The 21,048-nt window shown below is 55.1% G+C and carries 12 protein-coding genes; 6 read left to right on the top strand and 6 right to left on the bottom strand.

Annotation, left to right across the window (positions count from 1 at the left end):
* Positions 1-12: 12 nt before the first annotated feature.
* The gene (serB, locus tag ACZ5BW_RS03390) at positions 13-843 is read right to left on the bottom strand and encodes a phosphoserine phosphatase SerB (protein WP_464542526.1); all 831 of its coding nucleotides are present in this window, start codon (positions 841-843) and stop codon (positions 13-15) included.
* Between the two features lie 573 nt (positions 844-1,416).
* Here serB and ACZ5BW_RS03395 point away from each other — a divergent pair.
* A complete protein-coding gene (locus ACZ5BW_RS03395) occupies positions 1,417-2,193 on the top strand; it encodes an SH3 domain-containing protein (RefSeq protein WP_464542528.1) in 777 nt (258 codons plus the stop codon).
* A gap of 3 nt (positions 2,194-2,196) precedes the next feature.
* On the opposite strand, the gene ACZ5BW_RS03400 is transcribed toward ACZ5BW_RS03395, so the two are convergent.
* The 4 genes from ACZ5BW_RS03400 to ACZ5BW_RS03415 form a co-directional block, all read right to left on the bottom strand.
* Entirely contained in the window at positions 2,197-3,876 is a 1,680-nt protein-coding gene (locus tag ACZ5BW_RS03400) for a sensor domain-containing diguanylate cyclase (protein ID WP_464542530.1), read from the bottom strand.
* 295 nt (positions 3,877-4,171) lie between these two features.
* A complete protein-coding gene (gene mfd, locus ACZ5BW_RS03405) occupies positions 4,172-7,639 on the bottom strand; it encodes a transcription-repair coupling factor (protein ID WP_464542533.1) in 3,468 nt (1,155 codons plus the stop codon).
* Positions 7,640-7,869: 230 nt separating this feature from the next.
* Complete coding sequence (recJ, locus tag ACZ5BW_RS03410) at positions 7,870-9,711, bottom strand: single-stranded-DNA-specific exonuclease RecJ (RefSeq protein WP_464542535.1); 1,842 nt, start codon at positions 9,709-9,711, stop codon at positions 7,870-7,872.
* A gap of 74 nt (positions 9,712-9,785) precedes the next feature.
* Positions 9,786-10,961 carry a DUF1207 domain-containing protein gene (locus ACZ5BW_RS03415; RefSeq protein ID WP_464542537.1) on the bottom strand — a complete coding sequence of 392 codons (1,176 nt, stop codon included), beginning with the start codon at positions 10,959-10,961 and terminating at the stop codon, positions 9,786-9,788.
* Between the two features lie 445 nt (positions 10,962-11,406).
* On the opposite strand from ACZ5BW_RS03415, the gene ACZ5BW_RS03420 reads away from it, so the two are divergent.
* On the top strand, positions 11,407-11,736 hold the full coding sequence (locus tag ACZ5BW_RS03420; protein ID WP_464542539.1) for a DMT family transporter: 330 nt from the start codon (positions 11,407-11,409) through the stop codon (positions 11,734-11,736).
* Between the two features lie 258 nt (positions 11,737-11,994).
* A complete protein-coding gene (locus ACZ5BW_RS03425; RefSeq protein WP_464542541.1) occupies positions 11,995-13,149 on the top strand; it encodes a PEP-CTERM sorting domain-containing protein in 1,155 nt (384 codons plus the stop codon).
* 51 nt (positions 13,150-13,200) lie between these two features.
* Here ACZ5BW_RS03425 and queF read toward each other — a convergent pair whose 3' ends face one another.
* Positions 13,201-13,620: a preQ(1) synthase gene (queF, locus tag ACZ5BW_RS03430; RefSeq protein ID WP_464542544.1), complete on the bottom strand. Its 420-nt coding sequence runs from the start codon at positions 13,618-13,620 to the stop codon at positions 13,201-13,203.
* A 399-nt stretch (positions 13,621-14,019) separates the two neighbouring features.
* Between queF and smc the strand changes: the two genes are divergently transcribed.
* From smc to ligA, 3 genes are read left to right on the top strand one after another with little or no spacing between them, the layout of a single operon-like run.
* Positions 14,020-17,601: a chromosome segregation protein SMC gene (gene smc, locus ACZ5BW_RS03435; RefSeq protein WP_464542546.1), complete on the top strand. Its 3,582-nt coding sequence runs from the start codon at positions 14,020-14,022 to the stop codon at positions 17,599-17,601.
* A 6-nt stretch (positions 17,602-17,607) separates the two neighbouring features.
* Entirely contained in the window at positions 17,608-18,933 is a 1,326-nt protein-coding gene (locus ACZ5BW_RS03440) for a cell division protein ZipA C-terminal FtsZ-binding domain-containing protein (RefSeq protein WP_464542548.1), read from the top strand.
* A complete protein-coding gene (gene ligA, locus ACZ5BW_RS03445; protein WP_464542550.1) occupies positions 18,930-21,032 on the top strand; it encodes an NAD-dependent DNA ligase LigA in 2,103 nt (700 codons plus the stop codon). Before ACZ5BW_RS03440 ends, ligA begins: the two co-directional genes overlap by 4 nt.
* Positions 21,033-21,048 lie beyond the last annotated feature (16 nt).

The following is a 21,048-nucleotide window of genomic DNA, read 5'->3' on the forward strand; positions in this document are numbered from 1 at the left end:
TCCTGCCGTCATTCACTCAAACAGGTTGACTACGCCATCGAGCCCGACATGGTTGAGCGCATAAGTGGCTCTTGCCTGTACCACCGGTTTAGCATGATAAGCAATGCTGACCCCGGCCTCCTCCATCATTTTGAGATCATTGGCCCCATCGCCGATGGCAATGACCTGTTCCCGCTTCAGTCCCAGTTCTTCGCGCACTTTTTTCAGCACTTCGCCTTTTCCGGTTGCCCCGATGATATCTCCCAACACCTTGCCTGTCAGTTTGCCGTTTGAGACCTCAAAGCGATTGGCCGCGGCATAGTCGAGATCCAGCCTGGTTTTTACTCTGTCGGTAAAAAAAGTGAAACCACCGGAAATGACCATGGTTTTGAGACCAGCGGATTTCATGCGTTGCAGCATCTTTTCCGCTCCGGGGCTCAATCGAACCCGTTCGTCATATACCCGCTGCAGGGCGTCTTCATCCAGCCCCTCCAGCAATGCCGTTCGAAGCCGCAGGCTTTCGGCAAAGACGATTTCTCCGCGCATGGTCCTCTGGGTAATTTCCGCGACCTGCGCCTTTACGCCCTGCATATCCGCGATCTCATCAATGGATTCGATCGCGAGCAGGGTCGAATCCATATCCATTGCAACCAGCCCGAAATCGGATAACCGCGTCGATGGGTCGACGAAAGCAAAATCAAGGCCGGCTTCAGCACAATATGCGGCCACTTCTTCCCGCCGGGCTGCATTTTTAAGCCGGAAGGCTTGACCCGTGATACGTTCGATATGGTTTGCATCGACCAGTTTTGCCAGTTCCCTTAAATCGCTGTTCTGGATTTCGAGTCCTTGTATGATGAGGTTCATGTTTGTTGTTCCAATTTATTGTCAAGAATGTCCGACAGCCGTGCAAGGAAAGCAGTGGCCAGTGGCATTTCCTGCGAATGGGCGTGGAGCAGTTAGAGCCTTGCCCCTGTATGCGGGTGGCGGCAATCAAAGTCAATCAGTTACCGCCTGTAAAGCTTGAAAGAAGCGGGTGTTTTTAGCGGAAGCGGGTATTTCTCATAAACCCCGGCATTTTGCCATCAATCTCCAATAACTTCCATATGCATTCTCTCTCTATCCTGATCCGCTCGCCATCCCTCGAATAATGATGTGAACCCGGGCTGATTCTCGAAGAAGTCTGCTTTTCAGGGTTATATAATCCTAATCCTGATACCAGCTTTTCCAGTTTCGAGCGATCATCGGGAACGTGTTAAAAACGGAGATCGCACAATCTATTCTTTCAGACGTGCGCCTGACGTCGGGTAATAATAATCATCCAAAGTATTTCTATATAAGAATCGGAGTTGAACAATCGTGACATTACTCAGACAGGCCCTCAGACTTTACAGATATCTGAAAATGTGGTCGGAAAAAATATCCGCTCGAGTCGTATTCGTGCTTATTGGTATGAATATTGCTGCGTGCAGCCATATCCAGAAAGTGCATTCACCCGCACCCGAGGCCACGGGAAGTTTCCCTCTCACCCGTGAAATGGCACAGTTTGAATTCGGCTGCAGCAATCTGCGAGCGGAAAGGGAGGCACAGCAGCAGGAAATTCAACGCCTGCAGAAGCTGCTGGCAGAGAAAGAGGCCTATATTCGCAGTCAGGAAGTGCGGCAGCAGGATCAGCAGAAGACGTTGCAGGAAACCAGTAACCGCGCCGCGCATGCTCAGGTCAGGCTGAGACGGCTTGCCACCCGGCCTGCCGCCGCTTCTACCATTGCGGAAGTTGAAATGGGCATGGAAAACCTGAAATCTTCCATGGCCGGTTCAGAGTTAATTCTGCAAACCCAGGCACAGCGCCTGCTGGATGCTGCGGTTGCCGCATATGAGGAGGAAAATTATGCCGGTGCAATGGATTATGCCTCTCAGGCGCGAGAATTCATCAACATGATGAGGAACAACCGTGTGCGCAAGGTTTCGGAACCGCACCACACTGTCCTGTTCCAGGTGCCCGTTCCGCTGCGTGCTAGTGTCAACAGTAAGTTGCGTGAAAAACCGGGATTGAAGGCTCCGATTCTAGGGGTGCTGAAAAAAGAGTCGGCAATGACGGCGGAGGCCTATAGAGGGGAATGGTTGCAAATTCTTACCGCAGATGGCCGATCGGGATGGATATTCAGTACGCTGGTGGAGGCGCAGGTGGCCAAAAGAATCGATATGGTTGCCAAATAAGATTTAGCGGGAGAAATATGCCTGATTGCGGCCAGCGCGCTTGGCTTCATAAAGTGCATTGTCGGCGCGGGAGAATACTGCTGTCGTTGTGTTGTCGTCGGGTCGGCACTCCACGGCCCCGATACTCACCGTGATTGATATCGTCGATTTTCCTATGTCATAGGTCAGATTTTCCACATGCGCGCGGATGCGCTCAGCGGTTTTGACAGCCTGATCGATGTAGGTCTCGACCAGGATGATGATAAATTCATCGCCACCGTAGCGCGCCGCATAATCAATACTGCGGATCGACTGGAGAAGTATTTGCGCAACCTTGGCCAGGATTTTGTCGCCGGTAATATGGCCATATGTATCATTGAGTGTCTTGAAATAGTCGATATCCAGCATCAGCAGTGCAAAGGGGCGCTGCGTGCGTCTGAATCGCGCGAGTTGATCGGCCAGGATGGCATCGAGCTTGTTGCGATTATAGAGGCCGGTGAGGCTATCGGTAATCGAGAGTGTTTCAAGCACCCGGTTTTGTTGTTGCATGGCTTCATGCGCAGCCATGATTTCAGCGTGGTTTCGGCGCAATCTGCCTGCCATCTGATCAAATAACTTCGTGAGATGACCGATCTCATCGTTCCGTGTTGCGGAGAGCCGCACTTCCAGGTCGCCATCTGCGATCCGGTCCGCCGCACGCATAAGACGTTGCAGCGGCACGACGATCGAGCGTCCCATCTGGAATGCTGCGGCGGCTACTATCAGAACCAGCGTGCCGACCAGTATCAGGAACATATTGCGCAGCTCTATCCATGCGCCATAGACCGCGGCCCGGTCGCGCTCCGCCAGAATGGTAAGGGGGAATTCACGGGATACATCGGCCAGGCCGATTACTTCACGATGGGTCAATCCCTCGAAGAACAGGGATTCGCGGGGCTGTGCGAGAAGATTCCGCAACACGACGGGATCGAGGTGGGCCATGGTTTCTCCCTCCGTCTGACTGCCAGTGAGAATCCGGCCGTCCGAGTTCAGCAGAAGTACTTCGCCGGGCGGCGATGTTGCGGGACTCTTCAAATGGGGTTGCAGGTTGCGCAGGTCAAGCACGGCTACCAGGGCGCCCATCAATACGTTGTCGTATGACAATACCGGAACCGCGACGCTGAGGGTCGCAGTATTGTACTGCTCGTTCCAGTGAGGGGGTGCGATCACAAGGCCTTCCGTGACCGAGTTTTGTGGCCACTCATCGGGGAGCGTTGCTCCCGCCGGTTTTTCGGCACTGCTGGCGATAATTTTTCCGGATGCGTTCATCACGGTCAACTCCCGTATCGCATCGAGCTTTCCCTGAACAGACTGCAGGTAACGCGCGAGGGCTCCCGGATATTTGGCCGACATATCCGCGCGGCGCTGATAAGACGCGGACAATGCTTCGATGACCACCCCGGATGCTGCGGTAACGTGCGCTTCATGCACGCGCCTGTCGAGCCAGAATTCTATTTCCCGGCCCGCATAATCCGTGAGAGCGCGAAGCTCGCGCGTGACGTTGGCGTTGATCTGCGCTTCACTCTGCCTGAATGTCAATAATCCGAGTCCCAGCGGCGGGATCAGCGTAGCCATGGTGGCGAACACCACGAGTTTGCTCTTAATGCTCTTTAATCCGAGCCCCAGCGACGACGGGATCAGCCTGGTCATGGTGGCGAACACCATGAGTTTACTCTTAATGCTCTTTAATCCGAGCCCTAGCGACGACGGGATCAGCCTAGCCCTGGTGGCGAACACCACGAGTTTGCTCTTAATGCTCTTTAGAAGCGCCATTGGACGGAGTTCCGGATAAAGGTTACTCAACGGACAAATACTGTCAAAAATTCAGCAGCATTATTCCGAAAAACAGCGATTAAAATATGGGCTGCAGATCGCTAATCAATGCCCCGGGAACGACGCGCAATTCGATATATCCCGTTCCCGCCTCCACCACTGAGAATGCGTCACTTTCCACCCTATCCTATGTGCTCAATTCGGTAAACAAGTCCATTATCCGCGCAACCCGTTCTCTCGCCTCCGCGATACGCGTTTTTATTTTCAATCGATCAGGTCCGGAAAGCTGGTAGTCGCGGCTGCGCTGAAGAAGGGCGACAATCTTCGCCGCATCCACGGAGGGATTGGGCGTAAATTGAATCTGAATGGATTCACTGCTTGCCTCAACACGGATAATTCCCAGGGGCGCTGCAGCGATACGTAAACGGTGGCAATCGAGCAATGCTTTGACCGGATCCGGTAATAGGCCGAAGCGGTCCGTCAATTCAATCTGCATTTCATCCAGTTGCTCATCGCTGGTGCAATTGGCCATGCGTTTGTACAGGATCAGCCGCTCATGTATATCACTGCAATAATCCTCAGGCAGCAAAGCGGGAACATGCAAGTTGATTTCCGTGGCAACGCCAAGGGGATGCTGCATGTCGGGTTCCTTGCCTTCCTTCAGTGACCGCACGGCCGCATCCAGCATGCTGGCGTAGAGGCTGAAGCCGATTTCCTGCATCTCGCCGCTTTGGGATTCTCCGAGGACTTCACCGGCGCCGCGAATCTCGAGATCGTGCATGGCGAGATAGAAGCCGGCTCCGAGCTCTTCCATGGACTGAATGGCCTCCAGGCGCTTTCTGGCCTGAGCCCCTAATGCCTCCTCCTCCGGTACCAGCAGGTAGGCGTACGCCTGATGATGCGAGCGTCCTACCCGCCCACGCAGTTGATGGAGTTGCGCCAGCCCGAATTTATCCGCCCGATGGATGATAATGGTATTGGCAGTGGGTACATCGATGCCGGTTTCGATGATGGTTGTACAGAGCAGCAGATTGAACCGCTGCTGGTAGAAATCTTTCATCACATGTTCCAGCTCGCGTTCCCGCATTTGTCCGTGGGCGATGCCTATTCGCGCTTCGGGCAGCAGGCGGGCAAGCTTGTCATGCATCGTCTGGATGGTACTCACCTCGTTATATAAAAAGTATATCTGCCCGCCCCGCTTCAGCTCCCGCAGACAGGCCTCGCGAATGATTCCCTCGGAAAAACGGTTTACAAAGGTTTTGATGGCCAGCCGCCGTTGCGGCGCCGTTGCAATGACGGAGAAATCGCGCAGTCCCTCCAATGACATGGCCAGGGTGCGCGGAATAGGCGTGGCGGTAAGCGTCAGGACATCCACTTCAGAGCGGAGATTTTTCAACTGCTCCTTGTGGCGCACACCAAAACGGTGCTCCTCGTCGATAATGACCAGCCCCAGGTTCTTGAATCTGACGCCTTTCTGGATCAGCTTATGCGTACCGATCACGATGTCTATCTGCCCGTCCGCCAGGCCCGCCAGCGCCTGGGTCTGCTCCTTGCCTGAACGGAAACGCGACAGCTCTGCAATTTTAACCGGCCATTCCTCGGCAATCAGACCGAAACGATCCGAAAAATTCTGGAAATGCTGTTCCGCCAGCAGCGTGGTAGGGACCAGTACCGCGACCTGCCTGCCATCCGCGACAGCGACAAAAGCAGCCCTTAGCGCCACCTCCGTTTTTCCAAAACCGACATCCCCACAGATGAGCCTGTCCATGGGCCGGGCGGAGGTCAGGTCGTCGATTACCGCAGCGATGGCGGTCGCCTGATCCGGCGTTTCCTCGAATCCGAAACCTTCGACGAAGGCCTCGTAATCCTGCTCCTTCAGGCGAAATGCGTGGCCAACGCGGGCGGCGCGCTGGGCATAGATGTTGAGCAGTTCCGCCGCGGTATCCCGTACCTGTTGCATCGCCTTGCGCTTTGCCTTATCCCACTGGCCGCTGCCCAGCTTGTGCAGGGGTGCGGATTCCGGTGAAGCGCCGCTGTATCGGCCGATAAGATGCAGTTGCGAGACAGGTACGTACAGCTTGTCGCCGCCGGCGTATTCCAGCGACAGAAACTCCGTTTCGCCTTCTCCCAGATCCATACTGACGAGCCCGAGATAACGGCCTATGCCGTGTTGTTCATGTACGACCGGATCGCACGCCTTGATCTCGGACAGATCGCGCAGCACGGCATCGGCAATCGCACTGGTTTTGCGCGAATCCCGTTCACTCCGGCCGTGCAAGTGTCTGGCATAGAGCTCGCTCTCGGTTACAAAGGCTATTCCTTCCGCCGAGTATATGAAGCCATTGTGCAACGGCCCCACACCGAGCACGAAGGGTTTAACGCTCGCGCGAAATTGCGCATAGTTGTCGCATATGTCCAGACTGAGCCTGTATTGCTTCAAATGATCGGCAATCAACTCACGCCTGCCCAGACTTTCGGCAAGGAGCAGTGTTTTTCCACCTTGGGAGGATGCGAATTCGGCAATAAAGGCAGAAAGTTTCTCTGCCGGATTCACGGCGCGACGATCGACCTGGAGCGGGGGCAAAGGAATGCTGAAACCTTGCACTTCGACTCCAGAAGTTTTCGTCGCATGGTCTTCCGATGGAATCTCAATGCGGGGATAGGGCTTCAGTGCGGCGAAGAATGCGTCCGTAGTAAGGAACAACTCTGCGGGTTTCAGCAGGGGCCGGTCACTATCGCCTCGCAGAAGCTGATACCGCGCCTGAGTGTCCTGCCAGAAACTCTCTACCGTTTGATATAGTTCATGATGCAGGCACAACAGCGCCGTTTGCGGCAAATAATCGAACAGTGTAGCGGTGTGCTCAAAAAAAAGAGGCAGGTAGTACTCGATGCCCGCGGGACTGCCACCCTTGCTGATATCCTTGTAAATCAGGCTCTTGGAAGGATCTCCCTCGAATTTTTCACGGAATTTGCCTCGAAAGCGGGTGCGGCCTTCTTCATCGAGAGGAAATTCGCGCGCGGGCAGTAATCGTATCTCGGTGACGGGATAAACGCTTCTCTGGGTATCGACATCAAAGGTACGGATGGTTTCGATTTCGTTATCGAGCAGGTCGATCCGATAGGGCAGCGGGCTTCCCATCGGAAACAGGTCGATCAGCCCGCCGCGTACGCTGTATTCCCCCGGTGAAAGTACCTGGGTCACGTGGCTGTAGCCCGCCAGGGTCATCTGGCCGCGCAACGCGTTCAGGTCAAGGGTTTCGCCGCGAGCGAGAAAAAAAGTGTGTGCCGCAAGGTACTCGGGCGGTGGCATGCGGTACAGGGCCGTGGTGATGGGAACGATCAATATGTCGCAGGCGCCATTCATGAGCTGGTAGAGCGTGGCCAGTCTTTCGGAAACGAGGTCCTGATGCGGCGAAAAAGTATCGTAGGGCAACGTTTCCCAATCCGGCAGCAGCCGGGTTCTCAGCTCCGGTGCAAAAAAAGGTATTTCCTCCAGCAGCCGTTGGGCGGCCAAAGCGCTCGCCGTAATAATGGCAACGGGCTTTGCTTTCGCCTCCAGTGCCAGTTGGGCGAGGGCAAGCGAGTCGGAAGATCCGTCAAAGTGACCGTAGCGAATAGTCGATCCGGATGAGGGAATGGTCAGATTGAATGCCATTCTGTTTTAATTTGAGCCAGGTGGTTTTAACAAGTGACAGCAGGTGACAATAAGGTAAGCGCCGGGGCACGAAAGTCAGTGGATTGTAATCAAACAGGAACTGGACAACCACCCCAGCGGGATTTGACCGGCTGGCGGCATCATGCTGGCCGGTCAAATATTATATGTCAGTCTCATGGAGTGGACATCCTGGGTAAACGTGGGCGCGCGGAATGAGTGAGGATTCGTGATTACATCATAGTTGCTTCCGACCAATGCTCCAGGACAAATTGCAGAGAAGCAGCACCCTTGAAGTCATTTACCTGCAACCGGTAAACGGCGTCTATCACCTCGGGAAGAGGGGCGTCGTGGAGGAACAGTATGGCGTCATAAAGAAAGACTGATTTCTCCGGCTGGCCGTTTCCGGTTTCGGTCCACGCCTTTCTTAATTTTAATTTAAGGTGTTTTTGTCCGACGACACGCTGGTCTTCCACATGAAAGCGACTGCGAAACGCGGGTTGCGGGAATCCCTGTCCCCATGCCTGCCGCATGAGATGTTCAGCCAGTTCCAGAGTTATTTCGGATTCATCCAGGTCGCCGTCGGTTTCGATGACCCGCTTGAGATCCGCCGGCCCCAGCAATTCCCTGGCAGTCTGTTCGAAGGCATCGCAGAATTTTTCGAAATCGCATGTACGTATGGTCAGGCCAGCTGCCGCGGAATGACCACCGAATTTGAGCAAAAGCCCGGCACAGCGTTTTGAAACCCGATCCAGCGCATCTCTCAAGTGGAAGCCCGGTATGGACCGCCCCGACCCTTTCAGCTCATCCTGGCCCCCCGATGCAAATGCGATAACCGGGCGATGAAATTTATCCTTTATGCGCGACGCCAGTATGCCGATTACCCCCTGGTGCCATCCGGGATCGAACAGGGTCAAGGCATACGCATTCGGCGCCTCTCGCGCGGAATTATTCGATTGGGATACGCTTGCCCCCTGGGGCATATCCGATGACCGCAGTGTGGGCGAGTCCTGCAAACCACTGCTACCAGAAAAGATATTCTCCAACATGTGCAGGGCACTATCCCGCATGCCGGATTCAATTTCCTGCCGCTTGCGGTTGAATGTGTCCAGTTGCAGCGCAAGCTGGGCAGCGCGCGTGGGGTCATCGGTAATGAGGCACTCGATGCCCAAGGACATATCGTCCAGCCGTCCTGCCGCGTTCAGTCTCGGTCCAATCATGAAACCCAGTTCGTAGGTGGAAGTTTGCCTGAAATCCCGGCGTGCAATGTTGATCAGAGCGTTGATGCCCGCGCATCCGCTTCCCTTGCGAATGCGTTTCAAACCCTGCTGTACCAGAAGCCGATTGTTGTCGTCGAGCTTCACGACATCCGCTACGGTGCCCAGCGCAACCAGATCCAGCAGGCTCCCCAGATTTGGTTCCTGCTGCGGAGATGCAAACATGCCTTTTGTCCGCAACTCGGCCCGCAGCGCGAGCATGACATAGAACATGACGCCAACGCCGGAGAGGTGCTTGCTGGGAAAATCACAGCCGGGCTGGTTGGGATTGACGATGACGACCGCCTCAGGCAGCGTATCGCCTGGAAGATGATGATCAGTGACGAGAACCTGCATTCCGAGGCGATTGGCCTCGGCAACTCCTTCCACGCTGGCGATGCCATTATCGACTGTAATCAGGATATCCGGACGATGAGTGCTCGCGGCAGCCACTCGCACGATCTCCGGGGTAAGGCCATAGCCATACTCGAAACGATTGGGGACGAGGTAGTCGACCTGGGCGCCAAATTTCCTTAATGCGCGTATTCCTACGGCACAAGCCGTGGCGCCATCCGAGTCGTAATCAGCCACGATCAACAGGCGCTTGCGGAGTGCAATCGCCTCGGCCAGAAATTGCGCCATCACGGTTGCATTCTTCAGGCGCGCAAAGGGGATCAGGCGGGGCCAGTCGATTTCAAGCTGGCCTGGCTCCTCGATACCGCGTGCAGAATAGACACGGGCCAGGACGGGGTGGAAACCGTGCCGGATTAGCGTATCAAAAGTCTGGCGAGAGTAATTGCGGGCGATGGTGTCGGGCATGTCAGGACAGAAGGGACAGAAGGCTCAGACAGTATAGCGCTTTACACTTCCCGGTTTCTTTACAGTGATGAGGGTCAGAAATGATAGTGCGCTCCAATGCCTAGATAGTCTACCCGTTGCCTGAAAAACTGGCCCGTCGGAGAGTTTCCGTGAAAATACTCAACCAGGAACTGAAGGTTGCGGCCGAATGCCCGGAAGTGATCCAGTTGAACGCCCGCCCGCGCGGATACATCGGCGTTCCAGTCATTCTGCTGATGGTTCTTGAGGTCAACCGCCGCGATCGGTCGCAGCGGTAAAAATGCGATCCGCCATGGGCTCCGGAATTCGACGCCATATTGGATCGACCAGGGCTTGATGCTCGAGGGTTCCTTGTGGAAGATTCCACCTCCGCCGCCGTAAACTCTCAACCCGTACGGAAATTCATAAGACAGCCTGAGATCGGCCCCCTCATAGCTGAGGTTGATCCGCTCCAGGTCGGTTAACCTGCGCAGTAACAATTCATCTCCAAGATGAGAACTTTGATGATAGACACGGCCGAAAGCAGAAAAGTGGCCTGCCCGCACGCTTCCATAAGCGGAGGCTATGAAATCGCTATTGATGAGATCGGACGAAGGCGCGCCGAGATTGAAATCGCTGAAGACGGCTGCTTGAAGACCTGCTTCCCACTGCACCGTGGATTGTCCGAAATTCGCGCGGTAGAACGGAATGGTTTCACCAAAGCTGACGGAGGCATTGTTGTTTCCGTCAATGTTGTTTCCGACATAGTTGCGATATGCGGCGGAGAAATGTGCCCATCGCGGATCGGCCAGTAAGGGCTTGAATAAATGCCCCTCGGGCAGCATTCCGGTTGCCAGAACGGTGGGACCCGCCGCAGGTATGCCTGCTTCGGTTTCGGTCGTTGCTGCTCTCGTTGCTGCTCCAGGCTCCCGAGCGGTGGCGGAAGGGTGCTGAATAGGCTTGAATGCCTCGCGCTCCGCGGTCCTGCTGACACTTTTTTCCGCTATGGTTACCCCGGCCACCCCCGGAATTTTCGACAGTGCCTGAACAACCTGTGCGCGGTTCTCGGATTTCAGTTTATCCTCGCTTACAGTAATGATGCCATCTTTCACTACCAGAGTTGGAATTTCCATTCCAAAGCCATGTTTCAGGACACCTGCCGCGTAACCGGCGATATAGGCATCCTCCGTTACCGCAGCATGGACAGTTGAGGTAAAAAACAACATGACTGCGATGATATTCAGATAACGCACGGTTTCCCCTTTCTTGATATTCAATCGAGAACAGAATATGACATTTAGTCTTTCTGCTGCTTTGTGTACTGCGGCTGGCTCTTTGCTCGCCAGAGTGGCGTATAAGAAATAATGCGCTATTGAGTCAGCGAGCAAACAGTACAAAGTCATATCGGCGGAACCGGTATCCAGTGACGTTCAAAGCACGCCATTGTTGGGTGTGGGCTGGATTCCGGGTCAGGTCCGGAATGACGAGATTCATAATATTTTCCGGTCAATAAAAGACTGGGAAGTAAAAAGACTTTTGGTTTCTATTTAAAATGTGCCCACGCTGCGCCCCCGAACCGCGAGGACCGTGGAATGCTAGTGGAGAACCCATAACAAGTCGGTATGATTGCGCACACACCGCGCATTGGGATTGATTGTCCTCATTGCGCTTTTCCGAAATTGCTTGAGGATTCCCGGTATGCAATGGTTTTTCCTGTCTGTTGCAATTGTCAGCGAGGTGGTGGCAACCTCAGCCCTGAAATCGAGTAATGGTTTCACGCAGTTCTGGCCATCAGTAGTGGTCGTGGCAGGCTATGCTGTTGCTTTCTTCTTTCTCTCCCTTGCCTTGCGCACCCTGTCTGTGGGAATCGCATACGCTATCTGGTCCGGTGCCGGCATCGTGCTCATATCGCTTGTCGCCTGGCTCTTTCTCGGGCAAGCGCTCGATGGTCCCGCTATCCTCGGTCTCGCACTCATCGTTGCCGGTGTGGTTATCCTGAACGTATTTTCTACATCCACCGTTCATTGACGGATAATCCTGGTCCGGGAAGGAAATCCCGAAGAAACTCCAGGAAGGAAATACAGGCCCTGGTTCTCCATTTCCCCGTTCGCCCACTTTTATCGCCGCTTTCTTCACCCGGTGTACCAACGTCCAATTGTTTGGACAGTAGGAATTGCTACGATTCAGGTCCTGCCTAAGTTGTTGCGCCTGCTCCAATTGCCGCCCAATAACGATATACAAGACAGAAGCGGACATTGTGAGAACGGGCCTGAATCGGAGTGTCGTATGATGAGTATGAGGAAAGCTGTCTGGGGATTGGGGGCGTGCGTGGGGATTACGCTTGCGGCAAATACGTATGCGATCGCGTTATTTCAGTTCGACTTTGTCGAGCCTGCTGCCCCTGAATTTGAATACCATATTCCCCGGGGCCGAATGGAAGCGGATGGTACTGAGGGTACAGGGGAGCATTCAAGTCATCCGTCCTGGAACCGGTTGCCGGACTTCATTCCGCCGTTGGCTGCGGGATATTTCGATATGCTTCCCCTGTCCGAGGATTTTGCTTCTCCAGCGACCGGCTTAGATCTCCCTCTGCTCGGAGGGAATGAAGCTTTCGACGTCAATATTCCAGGTTTCATCAATGATGAGGCAGGGTTGGTAAACCTGCTGGCCGTTCCGGATCTGTTCATGCAGGCACAGTGGCAACCCGCCGAAGGTAACTCACAAATCACACCGTTTACTCCACATTCTTATAGTGGCAACGTGGCTCGGGTAAGAAATATCCCACAGGCGTGCGCACAAGCGCGTGATGCTCCGGGAAACAAACTGGAGCCAAGGGATGGCGACTGCATTGGCTTCGGGGGTGGCCCGGATGGAAGCGGTAATGCGAATAGAAATGGGGGCAGGGCTGGGGGAGGTTCCAACGCAATTGCTGCCAGAAATAGAAATGCCAGGGATGGCAGTGCTCTGGACGGCGCCTATGCCGGGGGAGGTGGCAGAGGTGGAGGTGGAACAGGGGGTGGCGGAGGTGGAGCAGGGGAGGGTCCCCGTGACGCTGCCACTCCAGGTACAGGCGAGAGTGGCAAGGACGGCGGGATGTCTCCATCGGACAGTAATAATTCCGACCTGGATAATAGCAGTGAAGGCAATCCGGGCGGAGCTGAAGGAGGTGGGTCCAACCAGGGTAATGGGAATGGTGGAACGGGCGAAGGCAACGGCGGAAGTGGAGGAATCGGAGGAAATGAGGATTGGGGTAGCGGAAATGGCGATACCGGGAACTGGAACGATCCGGGGGAGGGGGAAGGTCCGCCCCCAAGCGAAGTAGCAATCCTCCCTGAGCCCGCTACAGTAGCGCTTCTCGCGCTGGGTCTGGCTGCGCTGTGCACCGTGCGCAGAAATCAGGCAAGATTGCCGGCTGGCATGGAGGGCAGAGGTCGCTGCTGAACAGGGTCTGCATCCGAACAGGATCTGCATCCGGTATGCGCATGGGCAGATTCATCCGCGGGTGGAGGACTGGCTATCGAAACGGAGGAGGTCTACGGAAGGCAGGGGAGCCCAGCCGGATTGACGGTGGTCTGCAACAACCGTGGTGAAAATGCCGCCGCGCACGTAGAATTTTGCCGTGAGACGCAGATAACGAGGCTCCAGGACTGTAACCAGGTCATCGGCAATCCGGTTTGTCACCGCTTCGTGGAAAGCGTTCTCGTCACGGAAAGACCAGATATAGAGCTTGAGGCTTTTAAGTTCGACACACTTCTTGTCAGGAATATAATCAAGGATCAGGGTTGCGAAATCGGGCTGTCCGGTTTTGGGACACAAACAGGTAAATTCGGGAATTTCCATATGGATATGGTAGTCCCGTTCCTGAGCAGGATTGGGGAAGGTTTCCAGGTTTTTACCGGGGTTGCTGGGCATTCTCTTATCTCTTTGACATCCTCCCCTGCCTAAAGGCAGAGGATTCCTACGGCCCTCATTCCGGCATCGAGCCGAAATGAGTCGCTTCGGTGGGTTCCTGCTTCAATGGGGCAGGCTGTGACGCAGAGCGTCCAGCGCTTACGCCTCTCCACAGGCTTCACTTCCCGCCAGCCCGGCGGTAGATCTTGCGATCTCAATTATACGATGGCTGCGCCATCGGCGCTATCCTTCCCGAGCCTGAAGGCGCCGAGGCTTGCCACGCACGTGGGTCAAAATCGGTTAGAATGAGTTCCCTTGGGAGGCTTTCCCCAGGATGATTCGAAATGTTCCCGAACCGGAAGCTTCATCCAGGAGATCACCTTCTGCGGCTGCACATTATAACTGCTTGCAAACGATAAATTGCGTCTCTCCCACATCAAACTCGCCGGTTTCAAATCCTTTGTTGATCCTACGGAAATTCCCTTTCCAGGGGATCTGGTGGGGGTCGTGGGTCCCAATGGGTGCGGGAAATCCAATGTTATCGATGCTGTCCGCTGGGTTCTGGGTGAATCCAGGGCCTCCGCGCTACGCGGTGAATCGATGCAGGATGTCATTTTTAACGGCTCCACGAGCCGCAAGCCTGTGGGCAGGGCCAGCGTGGAGCTGGCGTTTGACAACAGCCTTGGCAAGGCAGCAGGGCAATGGTCGAGTTATGCGGAGATTTGCATCAAGCGGGTACTGAGGCGCGACGGAGAATCCACATACTACATCAATAATATTCACGTGCGGCGTCGCGATATTGCCGATATTTTTCTTGGCACCGGCTTGGGGGGGCGCGGCTACGCCATCATCGAGCAGGGAATGATTTCCCGCATCATCGAAGCCAAGCCGGAGGAGGTCCGTGTATTTCTGGAGGAAGCAGCCGGTATTTCCAGATACCGGGAGCGGCGGCGTGAGACGGAATCACGCTTGGCGGACACCCGCGAAAACCTTCTGCGTGTAAACGATATTTGCCAGGAATTGGAAAAGCAATTGGTGCGTCTTGGGCAGCAGGCGGAAATAGCCCGCCGGTTCGAGGACTTGCAGAGCCGATTGGACAAGGCGCAAAATCTCCTGTGGTTTGCCCGCAAACAGGAAGCCGCATCGCAGCGGGCACTGGCGGAAAAGGAAATTCAATCGCTGCAAACAACCCACGAAGCCGAGACAGCGACGTTGCGCAGGGCCGAAAAACAGCTTGAGGAAAAGCGCGCGGACCATTTTGCGGCCAGCGATCTCTTGCATGATGCTCAGGGCGAGCTGTATGCCGCCAATGCCGAAGTGGCGCACACCGAACAGCAGATACAGCACGTGCGGGAAAATTATCAGCGCATCGCGCAACAGATTGCCGCAATGAAGCACCAGCTTGAGCATTATGCCAGGCAGGCCGATACTGCGGTGGACAGCTTGAATCGCTGGCGCGAAGAGTACGAACAGGCGCGATCGGGCAGCGAGGCAAGTAAACAGAAAGCCGCGGTGGAGAATGAAAAATTGCCGCTGGTCGAGACCGCCTTTCGCACGCGGCAGGAAAAGCTTGCCGAGGCGCAGCGCGACCTGCTGCTGGCGGAGCAGTCGGAGCAGCTCGAAAAAAGTCATCGTGCCCATGCCGAAAAGGCACTGCAGCAGCTCGAAATACGCCTCAGACGATTGGTGGTTGAGCGCGATGCCTTGCCGGAATCAAAGATCGAGGAGTTGTCGGATCTGACCCGCGAGGTGGAAGCGACTGCTCATGATCTGAAACAAAAGCAGGAGGAGTTTGCGCAAACAGAAAACCTGCTGCTTGACGCTGAGGAAGTCAAACGCGAGTTTGCGCGCAACGTACAGGCGCTGGAACAGCAGGTTGTGCAGGCTGAAGCGCGGCTGAGCGCGTTACAGCGTCTGCAGGGACGTCTTGAAAGCAGCGAAGGACTGAACGCCTGGTTTGCAAGGTATGGGCTCGATTCTCTACCGCGGTTGTGGCAAGGCATACAGATCGAGAAGGGTTGGGAAGACGCGCTTGAAGCTGTGCTGCGCGAGCGTTTGAATGGTACACGCGTGGCGCAGTTGGAGGCGGCGCTCGAGTGGGCCAACCCTCCGCCAGGGAAGTGTGCGCTGTTCGAGCCGGCAGGGATGAGGCTGCAAAAGGCTACAAAGGCTACAAAGGCTACAAAGGTAGCAGAGGCTGAAGAGGTGGGCGACAAACCTGCAAGAGACGGGGGAGCAGGAGTCGCATTGCGATCCTATCTGACCTGCAGCGATACGAGCGTAAAATCTGTAGTGGATGAATGGCTGAGCGGCATATTTGCGATTGATAGCCTCAATGCGGCGCTCTCCCGGCGAAACCTGCTCTCGCCTGGTGAAATGCTGGTGACGCGGGAAGGCTGTGTGGTTACCTGCCATAGCCTCACCTTTTACTCCCCTGACTCACAGCTGCATGGCGTGCTTGCACGGCAACGGGAGATCGCGCAGATTGAAGTGGAAATGGAAGCGCTGAGGGCGAAGCTCGACGTCGAGCAGTCGGCGCTCGATACCGCAGAAGACACGTGTTACGATCTGGAGTCATCCCTGTCCACTCTGCGTCATGAGAATGAACAGCTTCAGCAATTGCATCATAATGTGCAGATGCAGGCATTGAAGCTGACCCAGGAAACTGAACGCAGCGAGCAGAGGCGCGAACAGATCGATTGCGATCTGGCCGAAATCAAACAGGATGCAGAGGCAGAAGCTTCCCGTCAGTGCGATGCCGAAGCAAGGCTTGGCGAGCATGGCGAACGGATCAAATTCCTGCAGGAGAAGGTGCGAACGGAGCAACGCGCGCGCGAGGCTGCTGAGGAGTCACTCGTCACTCAGCGTCACCTTGCTCAGAATGCATCGAGAGAAATGCAGGAAGCTGCCTTTCATGAAAAAACCTGCGAGCACAAAATCGCGGAAGCGCAAAATGCTATCGGGGGAATCGAGCAGAGTGTCGGTGAACTCGGAGTTCACCTGGAGAAATTGCAGGTCGAGCAAGATAGTTTCGATGAAAGCCATCTGGTAGGAATGCTGCAGGAACGGCTGGAATTGCGTGAGCAGCGTGAACAGAAACTGGCGGAGGCGCGTAATGCCCTGGAAGATCTGGCTGCGGGATTGTGGCAGATAGAGCAGGAGCGGATGGCTTCCGAACAAAAATTGCATCCGTTGCGTGAGGCAATCAACCATATGCGCCTCAAGGAGCAGGAGGCCAGAATTACCGAGAATCAGTTTGGCGAACAACTGCAGGGGTGCGAAATCTCTGAAGAGGAATTGATAAATTCTCTGGGAAAGACACGTCCTGCCGCATTGCAGAGCGAGGTCAGCCGGTTGCGTGGCGACATCGCCGCGTTGGGGCCGGTCAATACCGCGGCGCTCGATGAATTGCAGTCTTGCCAGACCCGAAAAACCTATCTCGATTCACAGGCGCAGGACCTGGAAGAGGCGTCGGAAACACTCAGGAACGCAATACGGCGCATAGATCGTGAAACCCGTGAGCGGCTGCTCGAAACGGTCGAGAAGGTGAATAATCATCTGGGCGACATGTTCCCTACCATATTCGGGGGTGGGCATGCGAAGCTGATGCTGAGAGGTGAAGAAATTCTGGATGCAGGCATACAGATTGTCGCCCAACCACCTGGCAAGAAAAACAGTTCGATTCATTTGCTATCCGGTGGCGAAAAGGCGTTGACCGCGCTGGCGTTTGTATTCTCGCTGTTTCAACTCAACCCGGCGCCATTTTGTATGCTGGATGAGGTGGACGCTCCCCTGGACGACAGCAATACTGAACGTTTCTGCAATCTTGTGCGGAAGATGTCGCGTCAAACCCAGTTTGTATTCATCAGCCACAACAAAATTACCATGGAAATGGCGCAGCAGTTAATAGGGGTCACCATGCAGGAGAAAGGTGTATCGCGCGTGGTGGCGGTAGAAATCGAGGAAGCTGTAAGACTGGGCGATACGGCCTTTGCAACGTGAACGACCATGGGCAATCTAAGTGAATTGCAACTCAGCCTGATCGGCATTGGCATCGTCGTGGTGCTCGGCGTAATCGTTTTTAACTGGACGCAGCAACGCCGCTACCGTCGCAACGCGGAGCAGGCATTCAGCCGGGAGCACGAGGATATACTCCTGGGAGCGGGTGTGTCTGCCAAGGGAGAGGAAAGAATAGAACCTCGCCTCAGCAGTGACGCCGAACTGCACGATCCTGAAGCCGAACCCGGTACGGATTCAAATGCTTCGCCGGAAGTAACCGAACCGGTTCAGAAAGCGAACGTCCATCCAGCTCTCCACCCTCCATCCAGGCCGAAGGCCGGGAAAGCGGTTGAGCGCACCTGGTTTAAAGGACCGGCTTCATTCAGTGTGCCTGCCCGCAGATCGGTCGATGAAGATTCTCGCCGTGAAGGAGCCGTTGTTCACGAAAGATTCAGTATATCTGTTGCCGCATCGGGCGATGAGGAAAGGCCGGCCGAAGGGGACAATGTCTCCGACGCAGTGGATTATGTAGTTGGGATCGCCCGTGAGACACCGTTCGCTGATTTAACTCTGGCGGACGTGCTGGATCGTAAATCTGATTTCAGCAAGCCGGTGCGGTGGATGGGGAAGCAGGAAGCAGATGCATCCTGGGAAGAAATCCCGGCGGATACACGTAGCCGGGAGGGCAAAGCGAGCTACGTCAATCTGAAGGGTTGCCTGCAACTGGCTGATCGCGCAGGACCTGTGAGCGAAGTGAGCCTGGGTGAATTTCGCGACATGGCGGAAAATTTTGCGGCCCGCGTCAATGCAACTGCCCATTGCCCTGACATACATAAGAGCTACCGCCGGGCCCTGATGCTCGATGAATTCTGTACTCAGGTGGATGTCATGGCCGGCATCAATATCATCAGCAGGGATAACAGCGTTTTTACCGGCGCCAAGATTCGCGTCATGGTGGAAGCATGCGGCTTCAAACTGGGGGACGAGGGGATGTTTCATTACCGGGACGAAAACAACGTTGTTTTGTTTTCCCTGGGCAATTATGAACCGCCTCCTTTTCTTCCCGACAGTATTCGAACGCTCACCACTCGTGGCATCACGCTTTTTCTTGACGTGCCGCGAGTTGCCAATGGTGAACGCGTTTTCAATCAGATGGTGCATCTGGCTGAAACTTTTTCCGAAGCACTCGGGGGCTTCATGGTGGATGACAACCGCGTGCCATTGACCGATAGCGGGATCCGGAAAATCAAGCAACAATTGAGCAGCATTCAATCCGTGATGATGGCGCGCAATATCCCGCCGGGGGGTCAGATAGCGCTGAGGCTGTTTGGGTGAGTGAACACCTGAGCGAGATATCGCGTCATATGCGGGAACTGCGCGATGCAATCGAACTGCATAATATCCGTTATTACGAACTGGACACCCCGACGATTCCCGATGCGGACTTCGACAAGCTGTTCCGTGAACTGGAGGAGCTTGAGCAACGTCATCCGCAACTCATAACGCCTGATTCCCCCACTCAGCGCATTGGTATTCCTCCCCTCAAAGCGTTTCCCCGGGTCGTTCACCGTACCCCGATGCTTTCCCTGAGTAATGCATTCACTGAGGGTGAGGTAGCGGCATTCGATCGGCGCGTGCGCCAGTCCCTCGGCATCGACTACGTTGAGTATGCGGTAGAGCCGAAATTCGATGGTCTCGCCATAAGCCTCTGCTATGAGAACGGGATGCTTGTCTCGGGAGCCACCCGCGGAGATGGCTACATCGGAGAGGATGTGACCTTGAACCTGAAAACCATTCGCAGCATTCCTCTTGGCCTGAAGGTGGCAGACGGGGGCGCCGAAGTTCCTGCATTTCTGGAAGTCCGGGGTGAGGTATTGATGTTGAAAGCGGATTTCGAGCGATTGAATCGGCAGCAGCGTGAAAAGAACGAAAAGACCTTTATAAATCCGCGTAATGCTGCCGCAGGTTCCCTGCGGCAACTCGATCCCCGCATTACTGCCAATCGCAGCCTGAGGTTCTTCGCATATGGCATCGGTGTCTGCGAAGGGGGAAATGTTCCCCATGATACACACAGCCACTTGCTTGACTATCTCTCGTCACTGCGTTTTCCCGTAATGCGTGAACGCAGGACGGTCACAGGTGTTGCCGGTTTGTTGGAGTATCATCATGAAATAAGTGGATTGCGCGAACAATTGCCTTATGACATCGATGGTACGGTGTACAAGGTCAACGAATTGGAATATCAGGAAAAACTCGGCTTTGTATCGCGCGCTCCGCGATTCGCGCTCGCCCATAAATTTCCGGCGCAGGAGGCAACGACCGAGTTGCTCGGAATCGATGTGCAGGTGGGCAGAACGGGGGCACTGACGCCGGTGGCACGCCTCAAGCCCGTATTCGTCGGAGGCGCAACCGTCACCAATGCGACTCTGCATAACGAAGATGAAATTCGGCGCAAGGACGTCATGATCGGCGATCGGGTAACGGTACGGCGAGCAGGAGATGTCATTCCGGAAGTGGTCGCAGTTCAGAAGGAAAGCCGGCCGCCGAACGCGAAACCTTTCGTGATGCCTGAGCACTGCCCGGTGTGCGGCTCCAGGACAGTTCGACTGCCAGGAGAAACCCTGACCCGCTGCACGGGCGGATTGTTTTGCCCCGCTCAACGGAAACAGGCAATTCTGCATTTTGCCTCGCGTCGCGCCATGAACATCCACGGGCTGGGTGATAAGCTGGTGGATCACCTGGTGGACAATGCCATTATTCGGACCCCGGCAGACTTGTATAAGCTGGGGCTGGCTGCGCTCGCCGCGCTGGATCGGATGGGGGAGAAATCGGCGGGAAATATTATCAATGAAATTGAAAAAAGCAAAGACACGATCCTGGCCCGGTTCATCTATTCCCTGGGTATTCGCAACGTGGGCGAGGCCACTGCGAGGGACTTGGCCCGCTATTTCGGAGGACTCGATCGCCTGATGGAAGCAGACGTGGAAACTTTGCAGCAGGTATCGGATGTGGGACCTGTCGTCGCCCAAAGCATTGCCGATTTTTTTGGCGAAAGGCACAATCTTGAGGTTGTAGAGCAACTGCGCGCCGCGGGAATACACTGGAAAGAAGATGCGGGAACACAGACAACAGACCATGCAGCCGGTTCGGTACATCTGGAGGCAGGCGCCGCAAGCAGCAAAATTGCCGGCAGGATCTTTGTGCTGACGGGAACCCTGCCGACCATGAGCCGGGAGGAGGCCAGGGAGAAAATTGAAGCGATGGGAGGGAAGGTTGCCGGCAGCGTGTCCAAAAAAACCGATTACGTCGTGGCAGGCGCGGACTCAGGCAGCAAATATGACAAGGCGCTTGAATTGGGAGTGGCGCTTCTTGACGAAGCGGAATTGATACGATTATTGCAGGCTTCACAAGCAGATGACAATTCGACGCTGTAAGCGGATTCCTGAATGG

It is taken from the genome of Nitrosospira sp. TNL300 (assembly GCF_055385915.1).